The 17,838-nt window shown below is 37.5% G+C and carries 15 protein-coding genes and 1 riboswitch; of the genes, 4 read left to right on the top strand and 11 right to left on the bottom strand.

Annotation, left to right across the window (positions count from 1 at the left end):
• Positions 1-286: 286 nt before the first annotated feature.
• Both A2J09_RS06970 and A2J09_RS06965 read right to left on the bottom strand, forming a co-directional pair.
• On the bottom strand, positions 287-487 hold the full coding sequence (locus A2J09_RS06970; protein WP_004230088.1) for a cold-shock protein: 201 nt from the start codon (positions 485-487) through the stop codon (positions 287-289).
• A gap of 222 nt (positions 488-709) precedes the next feature.
• Positions 710-1,030, bottom strand: coding sequence for a DUF1033 family protein (locus A2J09_RS06965; RefSeq protein WP_227256844.1), 321 nt, complete (start codon positions 1,028-1,030; stop codon positions 710-712).
• Between the two features lie 87 nt (positions 1,031-1,117).
• Here A2J09_RS06965 and A2J09_RS06960 point away from each other — a divergent pair, with 87 nt between their 5' ends.
• The 4 genes from A2J09_RS06960 (at position 1,118) to A2J09_RS06940 (ending at position 5,612) form a co-directional block, all read left to right on the top strand.
• Positions 1,118-2,845 carry a methyl-accepting chemotaxis protein gene (locus A2J09_RS06960; protein ID WP_012294415.1) on the top strand — a complete coding sequence of 576 codons (1,728 nt, stop codon included), beginning with the start codon at positions 1,118-1,120 and terminating at the stop codon, positions 2,843-2,845.
• Between the two features lie 42 nt (positions 2,846-2,887).
• Entirely contained in the window at positions 2,888-3,169 is a 282-nt protein-coding gene (locus tag A2J09_RS06955; RefSeq protein WP_031418192.1) for an acylphosphatase, read from the top strand.
• Positions 3,170-3,891: 722 nt separating this feature from the next.
• The gene (locus tag A2J09_RS06945; protein WP_012294412.1) at positions 3,892-4,542 is read left to right on the top strand and encodes a 5-bromo-4-chloroindolyl phosphate hydrolysis family protein; all 651 of its coding nucleotides are present in this window, start codon (positions 3,892-3,894) and stop codon (positions 4,540-4,542) included.
• On the top strand, positions 4,539-5,612 hold the full coding sequence (locus tag A2J09_RS06940; RefSeq protein ID WP_012294411.1) for a toxic anion resistance protein: 1,074 nt from the start codon (positions 4,539-4,541) through the stop codon (positions 5,610-5,612). Before A2J09_RS06945 ends, A2J09_RS06940 begins: the two co-directional genes overlap by 4 nt.
• A gap of 46 nt (positions 5,613-5,658) precedes the next feature.
• Here the strand turns inward: A2J09_RS06940 and A2J09_RS06935 are convergent, their stop codons facing one another.
• The 9 genes from A2J09_RS06935 to A2J09_RS06895 all read right to left on the bottom strand — a co-directional run bounded on the left by A2J09_RS06935 (position 5,659) and on the right by A2J09_RS06895 (position 17,836).
• Positions 5,659-5,856: a DUF6501 family protein gene (locus A2J09_RS06935; protein ID WP_012294410.1), complete on the bottom strand. Its 198-nt coding sequence runs from the start codon at positions 5,854-5,856 to the stop codon at positions 5,659-5,661.
• Positions 5,857-6,127: 271 nt separating this feature from the next.
• Positions 6,128-6,862 (bottom strand): amino acid ABC transporter ATP-binding protein, encoded by a 735-nt coding sequence (locus A2J09_RS06930; protein ID WP_012294409.1) that lies wholly within the window; start codon positions 6,860-6,862, stop codon positions 6,128-6,130.
• 12 nt (positions 6,863-6,874) lie between these two features.
• Positions 6,875-7,600, bottom strand: coding sequence for an amino acid ABC transporter permease (locus A2J09_RS06925; RefSeq protein WP_012294408.1), 726 nt, complete (start codon positions 7,598-7,600; stop codon positions 6,875-6,877).
• A gap of 169 nt (positions 7,601-7,769) precedes the next feature.
• The gene (locus A2J09_RS06920) at positions 7,770-8,627 is read right to left on the bottom strand and encodes a transporter substrate-binding domain-containing protein (RefSeq protein WP_031418189.1); all 858 of its coding nucleotides are present in this window, start codon (positions 8,625-8,627) and stop codon (positions 7,770-7,772) included.
• Between the two features lie 118 nt (positions 8,628-8,745).
• Positions 8,746-8,932: riboswitch (Lysine riboswitch) on the bottom strand.
• A gap of 297 nt (positions 8,933-9,229) precedes the next feature.
• A complete protein-coding gene (odhB, locus tag A2J09_RS06915; RefSeq protein ID WP_031418188.1) occupies positions 9,230-10,486 on the bottom strand; it encodes a 2-oxoglutarate dehydrogenase complex dihydrolipoyllysine-residue succinyltransferase in 1,257 nt (418 codons plus the stop codon).
• Between the two features lie 91 nt (positions 10,487-10,577).
• Positions 10,578-13,403, bottom strand: coding sequence for a 2-oxoglutarate dehydrogenase E1 component (locus A2J09_RS06910; protein WP_036161628.1), 2,826 nt, complete (start codon positions 13,401-13,403; stop codon positions 10,578-10,580).
• Between the two features lie 232 nt (positions 13,404-13,635).
• On the bottom strand, positions 13,636-15,021 hold the full coding sequence (locus tag A2J09_RS06905; RefSeq protein ID WP_036161625.1) for a HAMP domain-containing sensor histidine kinase: 1,386 nt from the start codon (positions 15,019-15,021) through the stop codon (positions 13,636-13,638).
• Complete coding sequence (locus tag A2J09_RS06900) at positions 15,018-15,695, bottom strand: response regulator transcription factor (protein WP_036161622.1); 678 nt, start codon at positions 15,693-15,695, stop codon at positions 15,018-15,020. The genes A2J09_RS06905 and A2J09_RS06900 overlap by 4 nt, the downstream gene beginning before the upstream one ends.
• Positions 15,696-15,808: 113 nt before the next feature.
• Positions 15,809-17,836, bottom strand: coding sequence for a sensor domain-containing diguanylate cyclase (locus A2J09_RS06895; protein ID WP_012294402.1), 2,028 nt, complete (start codon positions 17,834-17,836; stop codon positions 15,809-15,811).
• Positions 17,837-17,838: the final 2 nt, after the last annotated feature.

Here is a 17,838-nt window from a genome sequence, read left to right as displayed (position 1 = left end):
TTTTTATGACGCTAATCAGTTACTTTCATGGCACAATCCTTCACGTTTATGGTTCTATCCGTCACTCTGCTCATTCTATCCACCGCTTTGCGCGTGATCCAGTACTTTGACACTTCTATCTGCATCTTTTGCCGCGCTATCCATTTCATAGCACATTGCCAGTACTACTTTATATTTATCCCATTTTAAGATTTATAATCATTGAACATTGCAATGATATAAAAAAAAGACATCCTATTTGCATAGGATGTCTGGGTTTAACGAAAGTAATTTTAATTTCTGAGAATTAAAGTTTAGTTACGTTAGCAGCTTGTGGTCCGCGGTTGCCATCTACAACTTCGAATTCCACTTTTTGACCTTCGTCAAGAGTTTTGAAACCTTCGCCTTGGATAGCTGAGAAGTGTACGAATACGTCGTTTTCACCTTCAACTTCGATGAATCCAAAACCTTTTTCTGAGTTAAACCATTTTACTGTACCTTGTTTCATTTAAGAAAACCTCCAAAAAATAAAAGTGAACAATATGTAATTTCTTCAGCGATTGAAAAAAATTCACATATTACAAAGAGTACCGTACTAATGCGATCACTTTTTGTAATATGTGAATTCATGTTTCCGGTGAAGCAATTAAATTGTTAACCTAAGTATAACCAGCATTCATAATTTTGTCAAATAAAGAAAATTGTTTTTTTACTTTATTTCAAAAAATTTTTACATATCTTCCATTTTACATGCAATAATTCCATGATATACTTGTGCGTCATCATCACATGCCTCACAGTAGAAACTTTCATCCTCTGACCAAAAAGCCCAATATTGCCCTTCTTTTACTGCTTCATTATCATATGTTGAACGAAAGTGTGCTAATTTATGCTGTAAAGCCAGCTCAAACTGCTCCTTTGCTTCAAATGTATCGTGTGTTTGAATAAAAGCTTCCCAGCCCTCAAATTTCCACCAAGGCTCATAGTCTGCTTTCATGTAAATAATTGTATACATATTTGCCCATTCCTTGCTGTCATAAGATATTTTCATTTTAGCAAACACACCCGAAATGTCTATTAAAACCACCTGAATTATGCTATTATTACCTTATTATACATAATTTTTGGAGGTTTTTATATGTTTTCAAGCATTCGACCTAAAGCTGAGCTAGAAGAACTACTAAAACGTGGTACAGATTTACGTGCAACAGGCCGATTCCATCAAACATTGGCATTTAACCATTTCAATACGCAAGATGAAGAGCATTTAAAGACGCTCTACGAAAAGCTAAAAGATATTACTCCTTCTATGAATGCCATTTTTCACCACTATTTAAGTGAGATATCCCCTACCTCTCAATTAACCATTAGTGAAGAAAACATTAATCAATACTTAACACAATTTTTCCTAGCAACGCGGGATGACGAATATGTGGATGAAACCGTCAAGTTTTTCAATTTATTCCGTAAGCATCAATATGAGCCTGGTAAATTAATTGTCGTTTTCAATCAGTTTGCCTTTTATATTACTACTTATATTTTACATAACTTTGGAATGAAGCCCAATAAAGCCTTCCAGTTTATGAAATCCTTCCAGTCCGCTGTCAATGTCGATCAGGAACTATTAGTGGAGGTATTGACGGAGCGCATCATTGAGAATGTTGTGGGTGAAATATCATCCTTGATGGACGTCAATGCCAAAATCATGTATATGAAAGATTTAGTATTTAGTTTAGATAAGCAAAATGAGGAGATCCAGTCCTCTACAGCTGCTACTGAGGAAATTGCCGCTTCAATCAATGAAGTTGCCCGCATGTCCTCTCATATATCTGAGAAAACAACTGAATCTGTTGACCATGCGACACAAGGTAAAAATGCCATTGAACATGCATTATCAGAAATCTTTAAAACGGAAGAAACGTTTACTTCGATTGTAGAATCTTTTTCAGAATTACAAAAACGGGTGAATGATATTGAACAAGTCGTGACATTAATCAACCAAATTGCGGACCAGACCAATTTACTGGCTCTAAATGCCTCCATTGAAGCTGCACGTGCGGGTGAACATGGCAAGGGCTTTGCGGTTGTCGCACAAGAAGTACGAAAACTTGCGGAAAGCACAGTCTCGGCTTTGAGCGAGGTTTCAACGAATGTTCACCATTTAAAGAGCTATTCCAATGAAGTCTCCGACTCGATTACTGAAACAACAGCAATCATTAAAGAAGCAACTGTTGAGGCGAAAGAATCGTTACCATTATTGAATGCGATTGTCCATGCGATTGAAGGTATTAACTTAGATGTGACCAATACAGCAGCGATTTCGCAGCAACAGGCGGCAGCCATCGATGAAGTCTCCTCTAGAATGATTGAAATTTCTAGCTTGCAGGAAGATATTCGAGATTATAGTCATAATACATCCAGTGATATCCACCTTTTAGGGAAAGAAATCAATCGTTTCCGTAATGATATTATTGCCAATAATAATGTACAGCTTTCATCCATAGCCCTTTTACAGCTATCTAAAGCTGATCATATTTTATGGAAATGGCGCATTTATAACATGTTCCTTGGCCTAGAACATGTTGAACCAAGTGATGTTTCTTCGCATAGAGAATGTCGACTTGGCAAATGGTATACAGCTTCTCGTACGGTGGAGCGTTTCGGTCATTTACAGGATTATCATGATTTAGACAATTATCATTTACTTGTCCACGAATCAGCGAAGCGTGCGGCAACAGCCTTTAAAGCTGGCAATATCGCACAAGCTGATAGCCATCTTAAAGAAGTAGATGAAGCGTCAACTCAAGTTCTATATTATATTAATAACTTAATTGCCTATTTAGAAAAGGAACGAGTTATGCAATAAAGAGAGAGGCTCATCCCCTCTCTAATGGTAGGAGGTATTTCCTTGAACAAACGAGCAAGTATTAAATTTTTTGGTGACGTCTATGGGACAGGCTACCGATTCTTTATTAAACAAAAAGCCATTGAATTAGGGCTAAAAGGGTATTGTAGATTGAATGCTGCCGAGCAAATTGAGGTTGAAGTAGAAGGACCTGAAAAAGCGCTGAATGAATTCCTTCTTTTTGTCCAAAAGGGTGTTAGTCCCCAAGCCGATTCCAATTCATTTTCTTTAGAGTTATATGATGATTTAAAAGGATATGTACGAATGGAGTCAGACATTGTTTAGTCTGGCTCTTCTTTTTTACAAGGTATTAAAGGTAAATGCACCCTATAATAATTAATGATTTATATTCTTTTTTAGGTATTTATTATTGAATATGGCGACCTCTATTAAACCAATCATACATACGGCTAAAAATAATATCGACCAATTGATTTTTCCAGATAATACAAATGTATAGATAACGTCAATTACACAGTATAAGAGTATGATGCTAGCAATAATTATTCCTTTTTTATTGTTCATTTTTCCACCGCTTTCTTTTTTCACAATCCTATTATCGTATATACCGACTTTATTATACAATAATTATCCTATTTTGGTTTATTAAACTATTTTAAAATAAGCACTTAGATTGGTGGTTCGTTTAAAAGCAGTTGTTGATGTTTTGTATTAGGGAATAAAAAAGTAACATCCATGCTTAATTCTTACACTAGGAAATAGAACCGCACGATCGAAAAATAAGTCAACACGTTTATTTCAAGCTAGACAGCACATAAACCTAATCATTAGAAATTCGAATCCATACGATATGATGTTCACAAATCTCTTAAAAATAAGTGGACATACATACTGAACAACTTAATCCTAGTTATTCTAGGTAATATCATTGAGAAAATTTGCGATTCGCAGTAAAATTTATGTAAGGTTTCATTTTTCATTGAAACTTTATGTCGATTATTTCGTATAAGAAGATAGACATATTGAAATGCAAGGAGGAAGAAACAATGCTTAGTATTGGACAGTTTTTTTCTAGACATACTGCTAGCTTCGTTATTTCGCTAACAACTGTTTCTATCGCAGCAATTGCAGCAAATCCTGGATTCTTCCTTGGTGGTTTACTGTTTGCTGGTTCATATGCGACGAGTACAGCGTTGCTGAAACATAGACAAAAAAAGAAAGTCATGCAAATAGCAGGTATCACAAAAGAAGAATTCAAACACATTGAAACACAATTATCAACCGCTAATAAGCAAATTCAAACATTAAGTCAAAACTATTTACGTGTACGTTCCGTATCTGCTTTTAAACAACTACTGGAGATGACCCGTATTTCAAAAAACATCGTCAAGATTGTCAAGACAGACCCACGTAAGTTTTACAATGTTGAACCCTTTTTCTATGCGCATTTACCTTCAGCAGTGGAATTAACGGATAAGTATACAATGCTTTCTAGACAGCCTGTGAAGGATAAAGAAATTCAATTGACGTTATCAAAAACGCGTGAAACACTAACGGACTTAAATGATACGATTCAAATTGATTTAAAGGATGCGCTTGCGAATGATATTGACCACCTACAAATGGAGATTGAATTCGCAAATCGTTCTAATCTTAGACGTAGAGAACAATTGGACTGGCGAGGCGATGACAAATGACGGCAGATGAACATGCTTTTCAATTAAATACCATTCCTGGTCTTTCTCCATTAGTACAATCTTATTTAGAAACAACTCCACAAAATGAGGCGATGGCGACGTACGAAACGCTATCGCCTCTTGCGCAAAGTCGGGCTTTACTATATGCCAGCCAAATTGATTTAACTGATTTTGAATCATTGCTGTCTTTAGGACAGGATTCACAGCGTTCCCTGTCCCAGTTTGCGGATCGAATGTTAGCGCAGGTGAAGCAAAAGGACGTGACCAAAATAGGTCAAATGCTAGACTCCTTAATGCAAACCTTAGATCGCGTAGACCCGACAGCTTTAGAGCCAAAAAAACAAACCTTTTTCAAAAAAATATTTGGTGGTAAAACAGAGCCTACTGTGAAACAAACCCTAACAGAATTTGAGCGTATTAGTATTCAGGTGGAACGTATCGGGGTGCAATTGGAACGTGCTCAGCTCCAACTAATTCGGGATGTAGAGAATTTAGAAGCACTTTATACACATAATCGAGGATTTTTCGAGGAACTAGCTACTGCGATTGCAGCTGGTCAAATGAAAAAGCAGCAGGCCATTGAGGTGGAGCTTCCTACAAAAATAACAAGTGTCCAAGCAAATAAACAGCCTCTTGCCATTCAACAACTAAATGATTTCGCTGCACAAATTGAGAGGTTGGACCAACGTATTTATGATTTACAGGTTTCTCAACAAGTAGCCCTACAAACGGCACCACAAATTCGTATGATACAACAAGCGAATCAAACATTAGCTGAAAAAATTGAGTTTTCCATTGTCACATTAATTCCTTTATGGAAAAATCAACTAGCAATGATGCTATCCATGCATATGGATCATCATTATGCACAGCTTGAGGAACGATTATCACAGACACAGGATCGTTTTGCAAGACCTTCATTCGAACAGCAAGTATCGAAATTTAAGGAAACGCAATATGAGCTACAAACAGCTATAAAAGATGTGTTCGCCTTACATACGGCGACGGAACAGGAAAAGCAACAGTTGCAAAATACGACGGATATAAGAGGCTATCAGAGGGATTCATGAAAAAAAGGGTGGCTCAGTAAATGATCTGAACCACCCTATCTTCTTTTTATGCAAAATAATCTTTATAGTAGCCACCGACGTTGCCAGTGTTATCAATGATAAAAATGAACTCTTCTGTTTCATTTTTTACTTCATATTCTTTTCCTACTGTTAAAACATTTGATACTAGGTATTTTGATGCATTGGTATGTTTGCAAGTCACTGTTCGTAATGTTGGCGCATCTTTCCATTTTAAATGTAACATATTCTCTCTACCTCTCTTTACTAGCATAAAGCTAATGTCTAATGCCTATTTTATAATATTTTTAGGCTTTTGTGGAGAAAAAAGAAATACAATACCTAATCTATCCAAAAATAATTTTACATTTGAGGTGTTATGATGAGCTTTGGCGGTGTACCACAATGGTTTTTTATTATTGCAATAGCATTCGTAATCTGCTTTGTCCTTTATGCAGAATGGAATTCTAGAAAGTAAGTGAGTCTCTATTATAGGACTCACTTTTTTTGATGAGGTCCTACTGCTTTAATGTTCGTTTTAAAAACTCTTTCGTCCGATCATGCTGAGGGTTTATTAATACCTGTGATGGTGGGCCCTCTTCGACAATTACACCTTTATCCATAAAGACTACGCGATCTGCTACCTCTTTGGCAAACTCCATCTCATGCGTTACAATCAGCATCGTATTGCCTGCATCAGCTAATTGACGCATCACTTTTAATACCTCCCCTACCATCTCAGGGTCTAGTGCTGATGTAGGTTCGTCAAAAAGCATCACTTCAGGATTCATGGATAATGCTCTGGCGATGGCTACGCGTTGCTTTTGCCCCCCTGAAAGCTGTCGAGGCTTTGCGTTTACATATTGTTCCATACCAACAATGTTCAAATATTTAAGCGCTGTTTCCTCTGCTTCCTTCTTCGAGCGTTTTAAAACTTTTATTTGCCCCACTGTACAATTATTTAAAACATTGTGGTTATTAAATAAATTGAATTGCTGGAATACCATCCCTAAATGTGTTCGATATTCTTGGATATTGTGTTTTTCATCTAGGATGTCTTCCCCTTGATAAATAATTTGCCCACCACTTGGTGTTTCTAATAAATTAATGCAACGAAGTAAAGTGGATTTGCCTGAACCAGAGGAGCCTATTAAGCAAACAACTTCTCCTTTTTCCACTTGAAAATTAACATCTTTTAACACTTGGTTACGTCCAAATGATTTACTTAAATGTTCAATTTTAATGACTGCCATTTGTGCGTCCCCCTATATTGCTTCTTTTTGTTCTTTTTGATAGGCATCTGGTCCATCTAAACGTTTTTCAACATAGAGAAGGATTCGTGATGCAGTGAATGTCATTATGAAATAAAGAATACAAGCTACAAAGAACGATTCAAAATAACGGAAGTTGTTACCGGAGATTGATTTTGTTTGGAAGAATAATTCTGTTACTCCAATAACGTTTAGTACAGCTGTATCTTTAATATTCATAATTAATTGGTTGCCTGTCGCAGGCAGTACGTTTCGTGCTACTTGTGGTAGGACTACGTGAAGCATGATTTGGAAGTGATTCATACCGATAGCTGATGCTGCCTCATATTGACCATTATCAATCGATACGATACCACCTCGGACAATTTCTGCCATATAGGCACCTGTATTAAGTGAAACGACTAAAATCCCCGCTGTAATAAAGTGCATGTCTATGCCAAATGCGATATCTAATCCATAGTAGACAACCATAGCCTGTACAATCATTGGTGTACCACGGAAAAATTCAACATAGCATGTGAGTATAAAATTAATAAGCTTTAAGCTATAAAATTTCACACCTTTTTTACGAACTGGAATCGTATGCATAATTCCGATGAAAAATCCGATAAATGCACCAATAATTGTACTTATAGTCGAAATCAGTAACGTATAATACGCACCTCGTAAAAACATTTGCCAGTTGTTTTCAATAATTGAAAGTATCCATTCAAGACTCATGATGTTCCTCCTTACAATGTCATGTTGCTTGCTATCTTTTTCGTGCCCTAGCTTTTTCTACTAGTCTATGATTTATTTCGCTAGGACATTATCATTATGTAGAGAGGTTCTCATTTTAATAATGATGAAATGATAGTGCACGGACTAGCAACTAGTCCGTGCCATTTTTTTATTGTGCTGCTGGTTGCTGAGAAATAGCTTCTTCCATTATCGCTTGACGATCATCTTCAGAAATACCTTTTAGGATTTCATTGATTTTTTCTAGATTAGCATCATCTTTACGTAAGCCTACAGCAATCGAAGTATTTGAAAGATCTGTATCAAAGCCTTCTTCAAATGCTACGTATGTGAATTTATCGTTGGCAGCTGCCGCAGAAATTCCTTCAGGACGTTCGGCTACATATCCATCAATTTTGCCTGCCTCTAAAGCTACACGCATCGCTGGGAAGCTTTCCATTGCTGTTTGTTTATTGACACCTTTAATTTGATCAATCACATTGTAGTTGGAAGTATTCAGTTGTGATGTAATTTTTGCGCCAGAGAAATCTTGGATTGATTTGACACCTTCATATTTACTACCTTTTTTAATAACCATTACAAAATCAGAAGTATAGTAGTTTTCAGTAAAATCAATTGTTTTCTTCCGTTCTTCTGTTGGCGACATTCCCGCGATGATTGCATCAATTTTATTAGATTGTAGCGCTGGTACTAAGCCGTCCCATTCCAATTTGACGATCACTAATTCTTTGCCTAAACCTTCAGCGATTTTTTTCGCCATTTGTACATCATAGCCACCTGCATACTCTGCGTTATCTGCAATTTTTACTGCTCCATTTGCATCGTTTTGCTGTGTCCAGTTGAATGGTGGGTAGCCCGCCTCCATTCCAATTCGGAATTCACCGCCGCCTTCTTCTTTATCTGCGCCAGCATCACCTGAACTACTTTCTTTTTTGTCACTAGTGCCACATGCAGCTAGCACAATTGCCGTCATGATAGAGATCATTACTAACAACCATTTTCTTTTCATGAAAAACTCCCCTTTTCTGTAAAAAAATAAGACAACTGTACGAAAAAAGACCTAAGTTTTGTGAACTTAGGTCTTACCTTTTATGACAGTTGCCCAAATCCTCACTAGTATTCCATGTTTCCGAGATAGCACAACCTAGTAAACCTGGAAATGAATTTACTAGGACAGTCCTGCACTTATTCACTGCAGACCCAGCATAAAAGTACGAGCTCCTTTTATACTTCGGCGATATTTCCTTCTTCATTGCGTCTTTGTTTGCTTGTACTCAACAATGAACTAATAAATACCGCGCCTCTACCTCACTGATGTTTGTTAGTGAGGTTTGTTTATTTAATTGATATTTAGATACTACTATAAAACTAGTATGTACGTCAAGAGAGTTTTATCATTTTTCTGACTAATGACAATATTAGGGTATTATGCTTGCCCTATCCATTATTAATCTACGTATTTTTATCCATATATCTGCTGGAAAACAACATATTTTTACTACCTATTCTTTTTATACTAAGTAAATAGTTTTGGATTATCAAAATTACTAATGACTTTAGTGATACAGAAGCCAAGAAAAAACCCTGCAAAGTTTGCAGGGTTTAAAGGAATTATGAATTTAATAATAAATCTTCAGGATTTTCGATTAACTCTTTAACTGTTTTTAAGAATCCTACAGAATCTTTTCCATCGATGATACGGTGATCGTAAGAAAGTGCTACATACATCATTGGACGGATTTGAACTTCACCATTTACTGCAACCGGACGGTTTACAATGGAGTGCATACCTAAAATACCAGCTTGCGTACCGTTCATAATTGGTGTTGACATTAATGAACCGAATACACCACCATTTGTGATTGTGAATGATCCACCAGCCATGTCATTTAAGCCTAATTTTTTATCACGAGCTTTTGTCGCTAAGTTAGCGATATCTTTTTCGATTTCTGCAAAGTTTTTGCTATTCGCATCGCGTACAACTGGTACTACTAAACCTTCTTCAGTTGATACTGCAATACCGATATCAAAGAAGTTATTTAAATGAATTTCATCGCCAGAGATTTGAGCGTTTACGTATGGGTATTTTTTCAGTGCTGCAACAACAGCTTTAGTGAAGAATGACATGAAACCAAGTTTGATGTCGTTTGCTTTCACAAACTCTTCTTGTTTACGTTTACGAAGTGCCATGATGTTTGTCATGTCAATTTCGTTGAATGTTGTTAACATTGCTGTTGATTGTTTAACTTCTAATAAACGTTTTGCAATTGTTTGACGACGACGGCTCATTTTTTCAATCGTTACACGGTCAGAATTAGCTGCTGGTGTGAATACAACTGGGCCACCTGTAGTTGCTACTGGTGTAGGTGCTGCTACTACTGGTGCTGTACCATGTGCCGCTACATCTTGTACACGTACACGGCCTTGTGGATCTACTGGTGATACCGCTGCAAGGTCAATACCTTTTTCACGTGCAAGTCGACGTGCAGCTGGAGATGCGATGACACGCTCACCAGAAGTTTCTTCTACTACAGGAGCTGCTGCTACTGGTGCTGCAGGTGCCGCTTGTGGCGCTGCTGGAGCTGGAGCTGCTTCAGCTGGTGCTGCCGCTACTGGTGCAGCTGCTGCGCCTTCGCCTGCTTCTACAATTGCGATAACTTGACCAACTAGTACAGTATCGCCTTCTTCAGCTAAAATTTGTGTTAATACACCTGCTTCTTCAGAAATGATTTCAGCGTTTACTTTATCTGTTTCAAGTTCAACGATGAATTCACCTTTTTCAACGCGATCGCCCACTTTTTTTACCCACTGTGCGATACTACCTTCTGTAATCGATTCTGCTAATTCAGGGACTTTAATTTCAGCCACTTTCATTTCCTCCTTTGATTAACGTGCATGATGCACATAAAAGGGCTACTGCTTATGGGCAAGTAGCCCAGCTATCAATATTTATATGTGATTATTTAACCTTTACTGGCTCAGCAACTGCTTCTTCAATAAGTGATGATTGAGCTGCTTTATGAGAATCTGCATCTCCTTCAGAAGTTGAGCTCATTGCAGGACGACCTACATAGCGAAGCTTTTTACCTTCTGCAAGTTCATATAATGTTTCTAGTGCATAATTCCATGAGCCTTGGTTTTTAGGTTCTTCTTGTACCCATACGATTTCTTTAGCATTAGGATACTTAGCAATAATACCAGCAACTTGCTCTTTTGGGAATGGGTAAAGTTGTTCTATACGAACAATGTGTAAGTGATCGAAACCTTCTCCATCTTTCACGCGATCTGCTAAGTCGATCATCACTTTACCAGTACCTAATACGATACGCTCTACAGCATCCGTTTTTGTACCTAAGCCAGGTTGTTCAATCACTTCTTGGAATGAACCATCTGCTAATTGCTCAGCATTAGCTGCTGCTAATGGATGACGCAATAATGATTTTGGTGATACAACCACAAGTGGACGAACACCTTCAGTACCTAATAACGCTGCTTGGCGGCGTAATAAGTGGTAGTAGTTACCTGCATTTGAACAGTTTGCTACAAACCAGTTATTTTCTGCTGACATTTGTAAATAACGTTCCATACGGCTTGAAGAGTGCTCTGGACCTTGGCCTTCATAACCATGTGGTAATAGAATCACCATGCCAGATTTTTGACCCCATTTAGAGCGTGCCCCTGAAATGAAGTTATCAAACATTACTTGTGCCATATTCGCAAAGTCACCAAATTGTGCTTCCCAAACTGTTAATACATGGCCATTTTCTAGATTGTAACCATACTCAAAGCCAACTACCCCTGCTTCAGTCAGTGGTGAGTTGTGTACTGTAAAGGATGCACTTGCACCAGAAATATGATGAAGTGGTGTAAAGACATTACCATTGTTTTTATCGTGAAGCACTAAGTGACGTTGTGAGAAAGTACCACGTTGAGCATCTTGACCTGTGAAACGTACTGGTGTGCCATCTTGGATAATTGTTGCATATGCTAAAGTTTCCGCATGACCCCAATCGATTTTTGCAGATGCAAATGCATCACGACGTTTTTCTAAAATTTTTCCAAGCTTTTTCTGTGGCTCGAAGTTTTCTTCAAACACTAGAAGCTCTTCGTTGATTTTACCTAAACGTTCTGCACCAACTGCTGTATCAATTTGTGGGAACTCTACTTTTAATTCTTCTGGCATTTCTAATTGATGATGCTCATCTTTTGAAGCCATTTCTTTTACATGATCGTAAGCAGCTTGCATTTCTGCATAGATAGCTGTATCTAATGCTGCTACATCTTCAGTTGATACAAGACCTTCTGCTACTAATGCTGCACCATATAACGCACGAACAGTTTCGTGCTTAGAAACTAATTTATATGTTTCTGGGTTTGTAACCGTTGGATCATCTGTTTCGTTATGACCGTGACGGCGGTAACCAACTAAATCAACAACAATATCTTTACCAAATTTTTGACGATAGTTAGCTGCAAAGCGACCTACTTGAGCCACTGCTTCTGGACTATCTGCATTCACATGAACTACTGGTACTTCATACCCTTTTGCTGGGTCAGATGAGTAAACAGAAGAACGAGAATCATATTGTTCCGTAGTGAAACCAATCATATTATTCGCGATAATATGAATAGTACCACCAGTTGTAAATCCTTCAGTTTTAGCGAAGTTTAATACTTCAGTTACGATACCTTGACCTGGGAATGCTGCATCACCGTGTACTAGGATTCCTAAGCCTTTTGTACGATCATGAACCGCTTGACCTGGCTTTGAAGTGTCATCTTGTGTTGCACGAGTAGCACCTAGAACTACTGGGTTGCCCACTTCTAAGTGAGATGGGTTGTAGGCAAGTTTCACATTCATACCTGAATCACGGTTATAAGAAGCACCCATATGGTATTTCACATCACCTGTCCACCCTTTTGTAATTTCAAGGCGACCATTTTCCGGCATAAATAAATCATTTGATACATGTGCAAAGTCAGAGAACATCATGTCATAAGGTTTATTTAAAATATGTGTTAAAACATTTAAGCGACCACGGTGTGCCATACCAATACGTACTTTTTCAACACTTAGCGCTTCTGCAGTTTTAATGATTTCATCAAATAGTACAATTTGCGTATCTAAGCCCTCACCAGAGAAACGCTTTTGTCCTACAAATGTTTTATGGATAAATTTCTCAAAATTTTCAACACGTGTTAAACGATCTAATAAGGCTTTCTTTTCATCAGAAGAAAGTGCTTGTTGGAAAGAGCCTGATTCAATTTGCGCTTGAATCCAATTACGTTCTTCTGTAGCTACTACATGTTCATATTCAAACGCTACTTTATTTGTATAAATAGCTTTTAAATAGTCAATTGCATCCTTACCATTTTTCACGTTTGCTGGCACATCTTTGAAGAAGATTGCTGCAGGAATTTCAGCTAAATCTGCAGCGCTTAAGTTGAACGCGCTTTCGTCAATTTGAGCTGTTTGTAGTTCACGGTTTTTCAGAGGATAAATATCTGCTGCTAAATGACCGCGTGAACGAATTGCATCGGCTAATCTCACAGCGGCTAACACTTTTTTGTAATCGCCAGCAGGAGCCGCTGCTGTATGACTAGCTACAGCTACTTCACCTTCTACTACTACTGGTGCACCAAATTGTTGGAATAAAGAAACTAACTCCGGTTCTACTTCTTCAGGAGACTGTAAGAATAAGTCGTATTGCTCCATCACATATCCTAGGTTAGGACCAGAGAAAGCTGACCATGGAGAACTTACAGTTGTAACGTTGTTCGACATGAAAAATGACCTCCAAATTTTGCCTTACGGCAGTTCCATTAATTAAATTGCAATTAATTATATAATATTTAGCCGTTCTTTAAAAGAATGTTTCACACTACTTTTCCATATTTTAAAGAACGTTTTTTCCATCTCAATCTTACTACTCTTCACAAAAAATACAACTCTTTTTAGCAAATTAAGCAATTTTTTTCGCAAAGGATAGAATAATGAAATAAAGCGTGCATTTTTCTTAATATTTTAGCGGGATCTTTAACGAGAAAACGGTTCCAATATTAACCTCACTCTTGACTTCTACCGTGGCATTATACTTTTCAAGCAACATCTTCGAGATACTTAATCCTAAGCCTGTTCCACCAATTTTACGGTTCCTTGCCTCATCCACTCGATAAAAACGATCAAATATAAAAGGAATATTGTCTTTTGCTATTCCTATACCATTATCAGCAATTTCTAAACATGCATAATTTCCAGCAACTGAAATAGAAATTTGTATCTCAGGAATTTTTTCACAATAACGAATTGCATTTTCTATTATATTACGAATGATTTGACTTAGTGCATTTTCAGTTATAAATAAAGGACCTATTTCATCATTTTTCGACAGCATAATTCGCGCTTTTGGATGTACAAGCTCCATTTCATCGATAACAGCTTCAATTACAGCTAGTGCATTCGCCTCACTCATTTCATCTTTTTCCTCACGTCTTGCAAGCTCTAATAATTCCTCAATCATTTTACGCATGCGAGCAATTTCTGTTAATGAAGTATCAATCGACTCCTCTAAAATAGCTGGATCATTTTTGCCCCATCTTTTCAACAGAGAAAGATGTCCTTCAATTGCTTGGATGGGCGTACGAAGCTCATGAGAAGCATCAGCGACAAATTGTTGCTGCTGTGTAAAAGAAATTTGCAGCTCATTCATCATGGCATTGTACATGTTCAATAAATCACCAATCTCATCGTGTGACGTGTTGGTTAACTGTATGGGCTCATTAAAGCCTTGATCCATCACCATTTTCATGGAAGCACGTAATTCACGCAATGGCTTCATTAAATAATTGGCTAGATAATATCCAATAGAACCTGATAACACCAATGCCCCAACACCTGCGATGAGCATGGCTGTTAATAGATAATGCATGAGCGATTGAAAACCAGTGAGCGGATGGACAACCTGGACATATCCTTGAAAAAAGCCTAAGCGTATTGGTTCATTCATGACCAGTACATCCTGCTTATCAATGGTCGTCTCAAAAATCTCCTGCATGGAGCTAAGTGGTGCAGCAGCTGAAGTATTATTGATACGCAAAATATCCACGCCGTCCGCATTAAACATTCTAACAGTTTCATCTCGGTCGACAATCGATTTGAGCAAACCAGTATTTTGTTGAATTTGTTGAATCGTAATATCTGGTCCCTGTGATTGTAAAAATGAAATAATATCCCTGCTAGTCCGTTCAACTTTGCTTTCCTCATCATTTAATAGCCACGTATGGAGGGAAATATAAACAACCACGCAAATAATCGTATAGCTTAAAAAAATCACACTACTGGAGGTGAGCATCCATTTTTTCTGCAAAGATTGACGACGGAGGTACATAAGTAACTGATTCATTCACGCATCACATACCCAACCCCTCGAACCGTCTCAATATAGGCATTCGTATCACCTGGGAGCTTAGACCGTAAATGACGTATATACACATCTACCACATTGGTCTCTATATCTGTATCATAGCCCCATACAGATGTTAAAATATGCTCGCGTGTACAAACTCTATTTTTGTGTTCAATTAATAGTTTCAGTAAATCATATTCTGTCTTAGTTAGGTCGAGTTTATTCCCTTGCACGAAAACTTCATAGGCTGCAATATCTATCTCAATATCACGCAAACTCAAACATTCACTATTTGCTGGCTCTTGTGTTGTTGCACGACGTAAAATCGTTCGAATTCTTGCTAATAGTTCTTCGATCGCAAATGGCTTGACGATGTAGTCATCTGCTCCAGCATCGAGACCAGCTACACGATCCATAACAGCATCTCTTGCCGTTATTAAAATAATAGGCACTTGAGATTGTGTCCTAATTCGCCGACAAATTTCAATACCATTAATACCCGGTAGCATCACGTCTAGTAATAGCACATCAAATGCATCTGTTGTTGCCAGGGATAGCCCTTCCCGCCCTTCAAAGGCAACCGTCACGTCATAGCCTTCATGCTGTAATTCGAGCTCAACAAAACGCGCAATATGCTTTTCATCTTCCACTAATAATATTTTCTTAGGCACATAATCACCTTCTATTCCGAAATAACGATGTAGGATTTTTATCCCTATACTGTTATAGCATAACATCAAATAAAAAGTCTGTCTCACAACGAATAATTTGTGGACAGACTTTTTTAATGGGCTTCCGAAATATAGAGATTATTTTTCCCTGCTTCTTTTGATTTATATAGTGCTTGATCAGCCAAATCCATTAATTCATCCAATGTTTGGGCATGATCTGGATAATACGAGATTCCTATTGAAGCAGTTGGCGTAAACTGATGATTCTCAATCATCCAGCCTGTTGCTAATTCATCTCGAATGCGACGGATAATATGCATAATTTGACTATGCCTTTTTTCAATTTCCCTCGTTAGACCTGTGAGGATGACAAGAAATTCATCACCCCCTATTCGAATAACGATATCATGACTTCTAACGGTTTTGCTCAAAGCCTGACCAAAGCTCTGAATAAAAGCATCCCCTGTATCATGGCCAAAGCGATCATTGACAGCTTTAAAATCATCCCCATCTAAATAAAGCATCGCTATACTTGCATTGTTTTCGTTGGCTTCTGCCAATATTGTCGGAAACTCTTTTTGTAAATAACGGCGATTAGGAAGTTGTGTTAAAGAATCATGGTAGGCAAGATACAGCAAATCATTTTCTCTCTCTTTACGATGGGTAATTTCACGGGACACCATCATAATTTGTGAAACTTTTTCTCGATCAGGGTCATGAACCACCGTGACATTGCCTTCTGTCCAAATAGGTGTGCCGTCCTTCGCCTTCAATAAAAGCTCGAACTGTGTATCTGTCTGACCAGTATAGTTATTTATAAATGTTTGCCATTCATGCTGGCTTTCTGTATCAATAATGGCACTGTAAAACTGACCTTGTAGCTCCACATTTTCATAGCCTAAATATATTTCATAGGAGGGTGAAGCATAAATAATGATTCCATCCTCATTCGTGATGACAATTAAATCATTTGTATTTTCCGTAATGAGACGGAAAGTTCGTTCAATATTTTTTAGTTCTGTGAACATTCTTTTCTTGTCTGTAATATCATAGTTAATGGTTAAAATTTGTTCAATTTCACCAAACTCATTTTTTAATGGGACGATAGTTGCCTCCACCCAATAATCAGCATGATATTTGGTCCGATAGCACAGCTCTCCTCGCCAGATTTCCCCACTAGCAAGTTTATCATTGATTAATTGTAAAAAATTTTGTGTTTGGTACCGTGGCTTAAGTAGCGCATAAGGCTGACCAATTAATTCCTCTTCTGTGTAACCTGAAGCTTGTAAAAACATCTCGCTCACTTCTGAAATATGACATTCACTATCTAAAATAGCAATGGCCGTAGCTGAATTTAATGCCGACTTAAACACTTCAAAGCCGTGAGATTTCGAACGTAATTCTGCTTTTTGCAAGGTGAACTGTGTGAAGTCCTGCATAATCAGAAAGATTGCAAAGGAATTATCCTCCTGCATGACAGGCGAAAGTGACAGTAAATACATGCGTTCTTGGTGATCCAATGTAAGCAGTCTTACAAACTTTTCATGAACGTTTTCTCCTCTAGCCGCTTGTTGTAGATACCATTTAATTTGCTGAACTTCTTCTTTAGGAACAATCGGTAAATCAAAAAACATTTTTTGTTTGACGGCTTCATTATCTATTTGAAAATCTTCCATAAAGCTTGAATTCACTTCATAAATCATACCTTCAGCTGATAACACAACAGTCGAAAAAAAGGCATGATCGAATAGGGACCGCATAAACAGAAACTTATCTTCAATACTACGGTCATAATGAATTTCCTTTGTAATGGCTAAAACAAAGTCTTCCTGATTATAGCGCAAAGGGCGTACAGTTGTTTCATATTTACGAACCTCCGACTGTACATATGCATAATCTACATAGTCAACCTGAATATGTTCTTCAATTGCATGATGATAGTTTTTCTGAATGATCGAAAAATTTCGATTCGAGGTAACGGCGGAAAGCATTTTTCCAATTACATCGATCGATAACAGTTCTCGAGCTGCATTGTTTAAGCGAATATATTGAAAATCTTCCTTTACTTTTTTCATAAGAAAAACAAAATCATTGCCAATAAATAATTCATTAAAAAAATCTTCGCTTAAAAGATACTCCATAC

It is taken from the genome of Lysinibacillus sphaericus (assembly GCF_001629735.1).
Taxonomy (GTDB): domain Bacteria; phylum Bacillota; class Bacilli; order Bacillales_A; family Planococcaceae; genus Lysinibacillus; species Lysinibacillus pinottii.
This window is presented reverse-complemented; position numbering and strand designations above follow the sequence as displayed.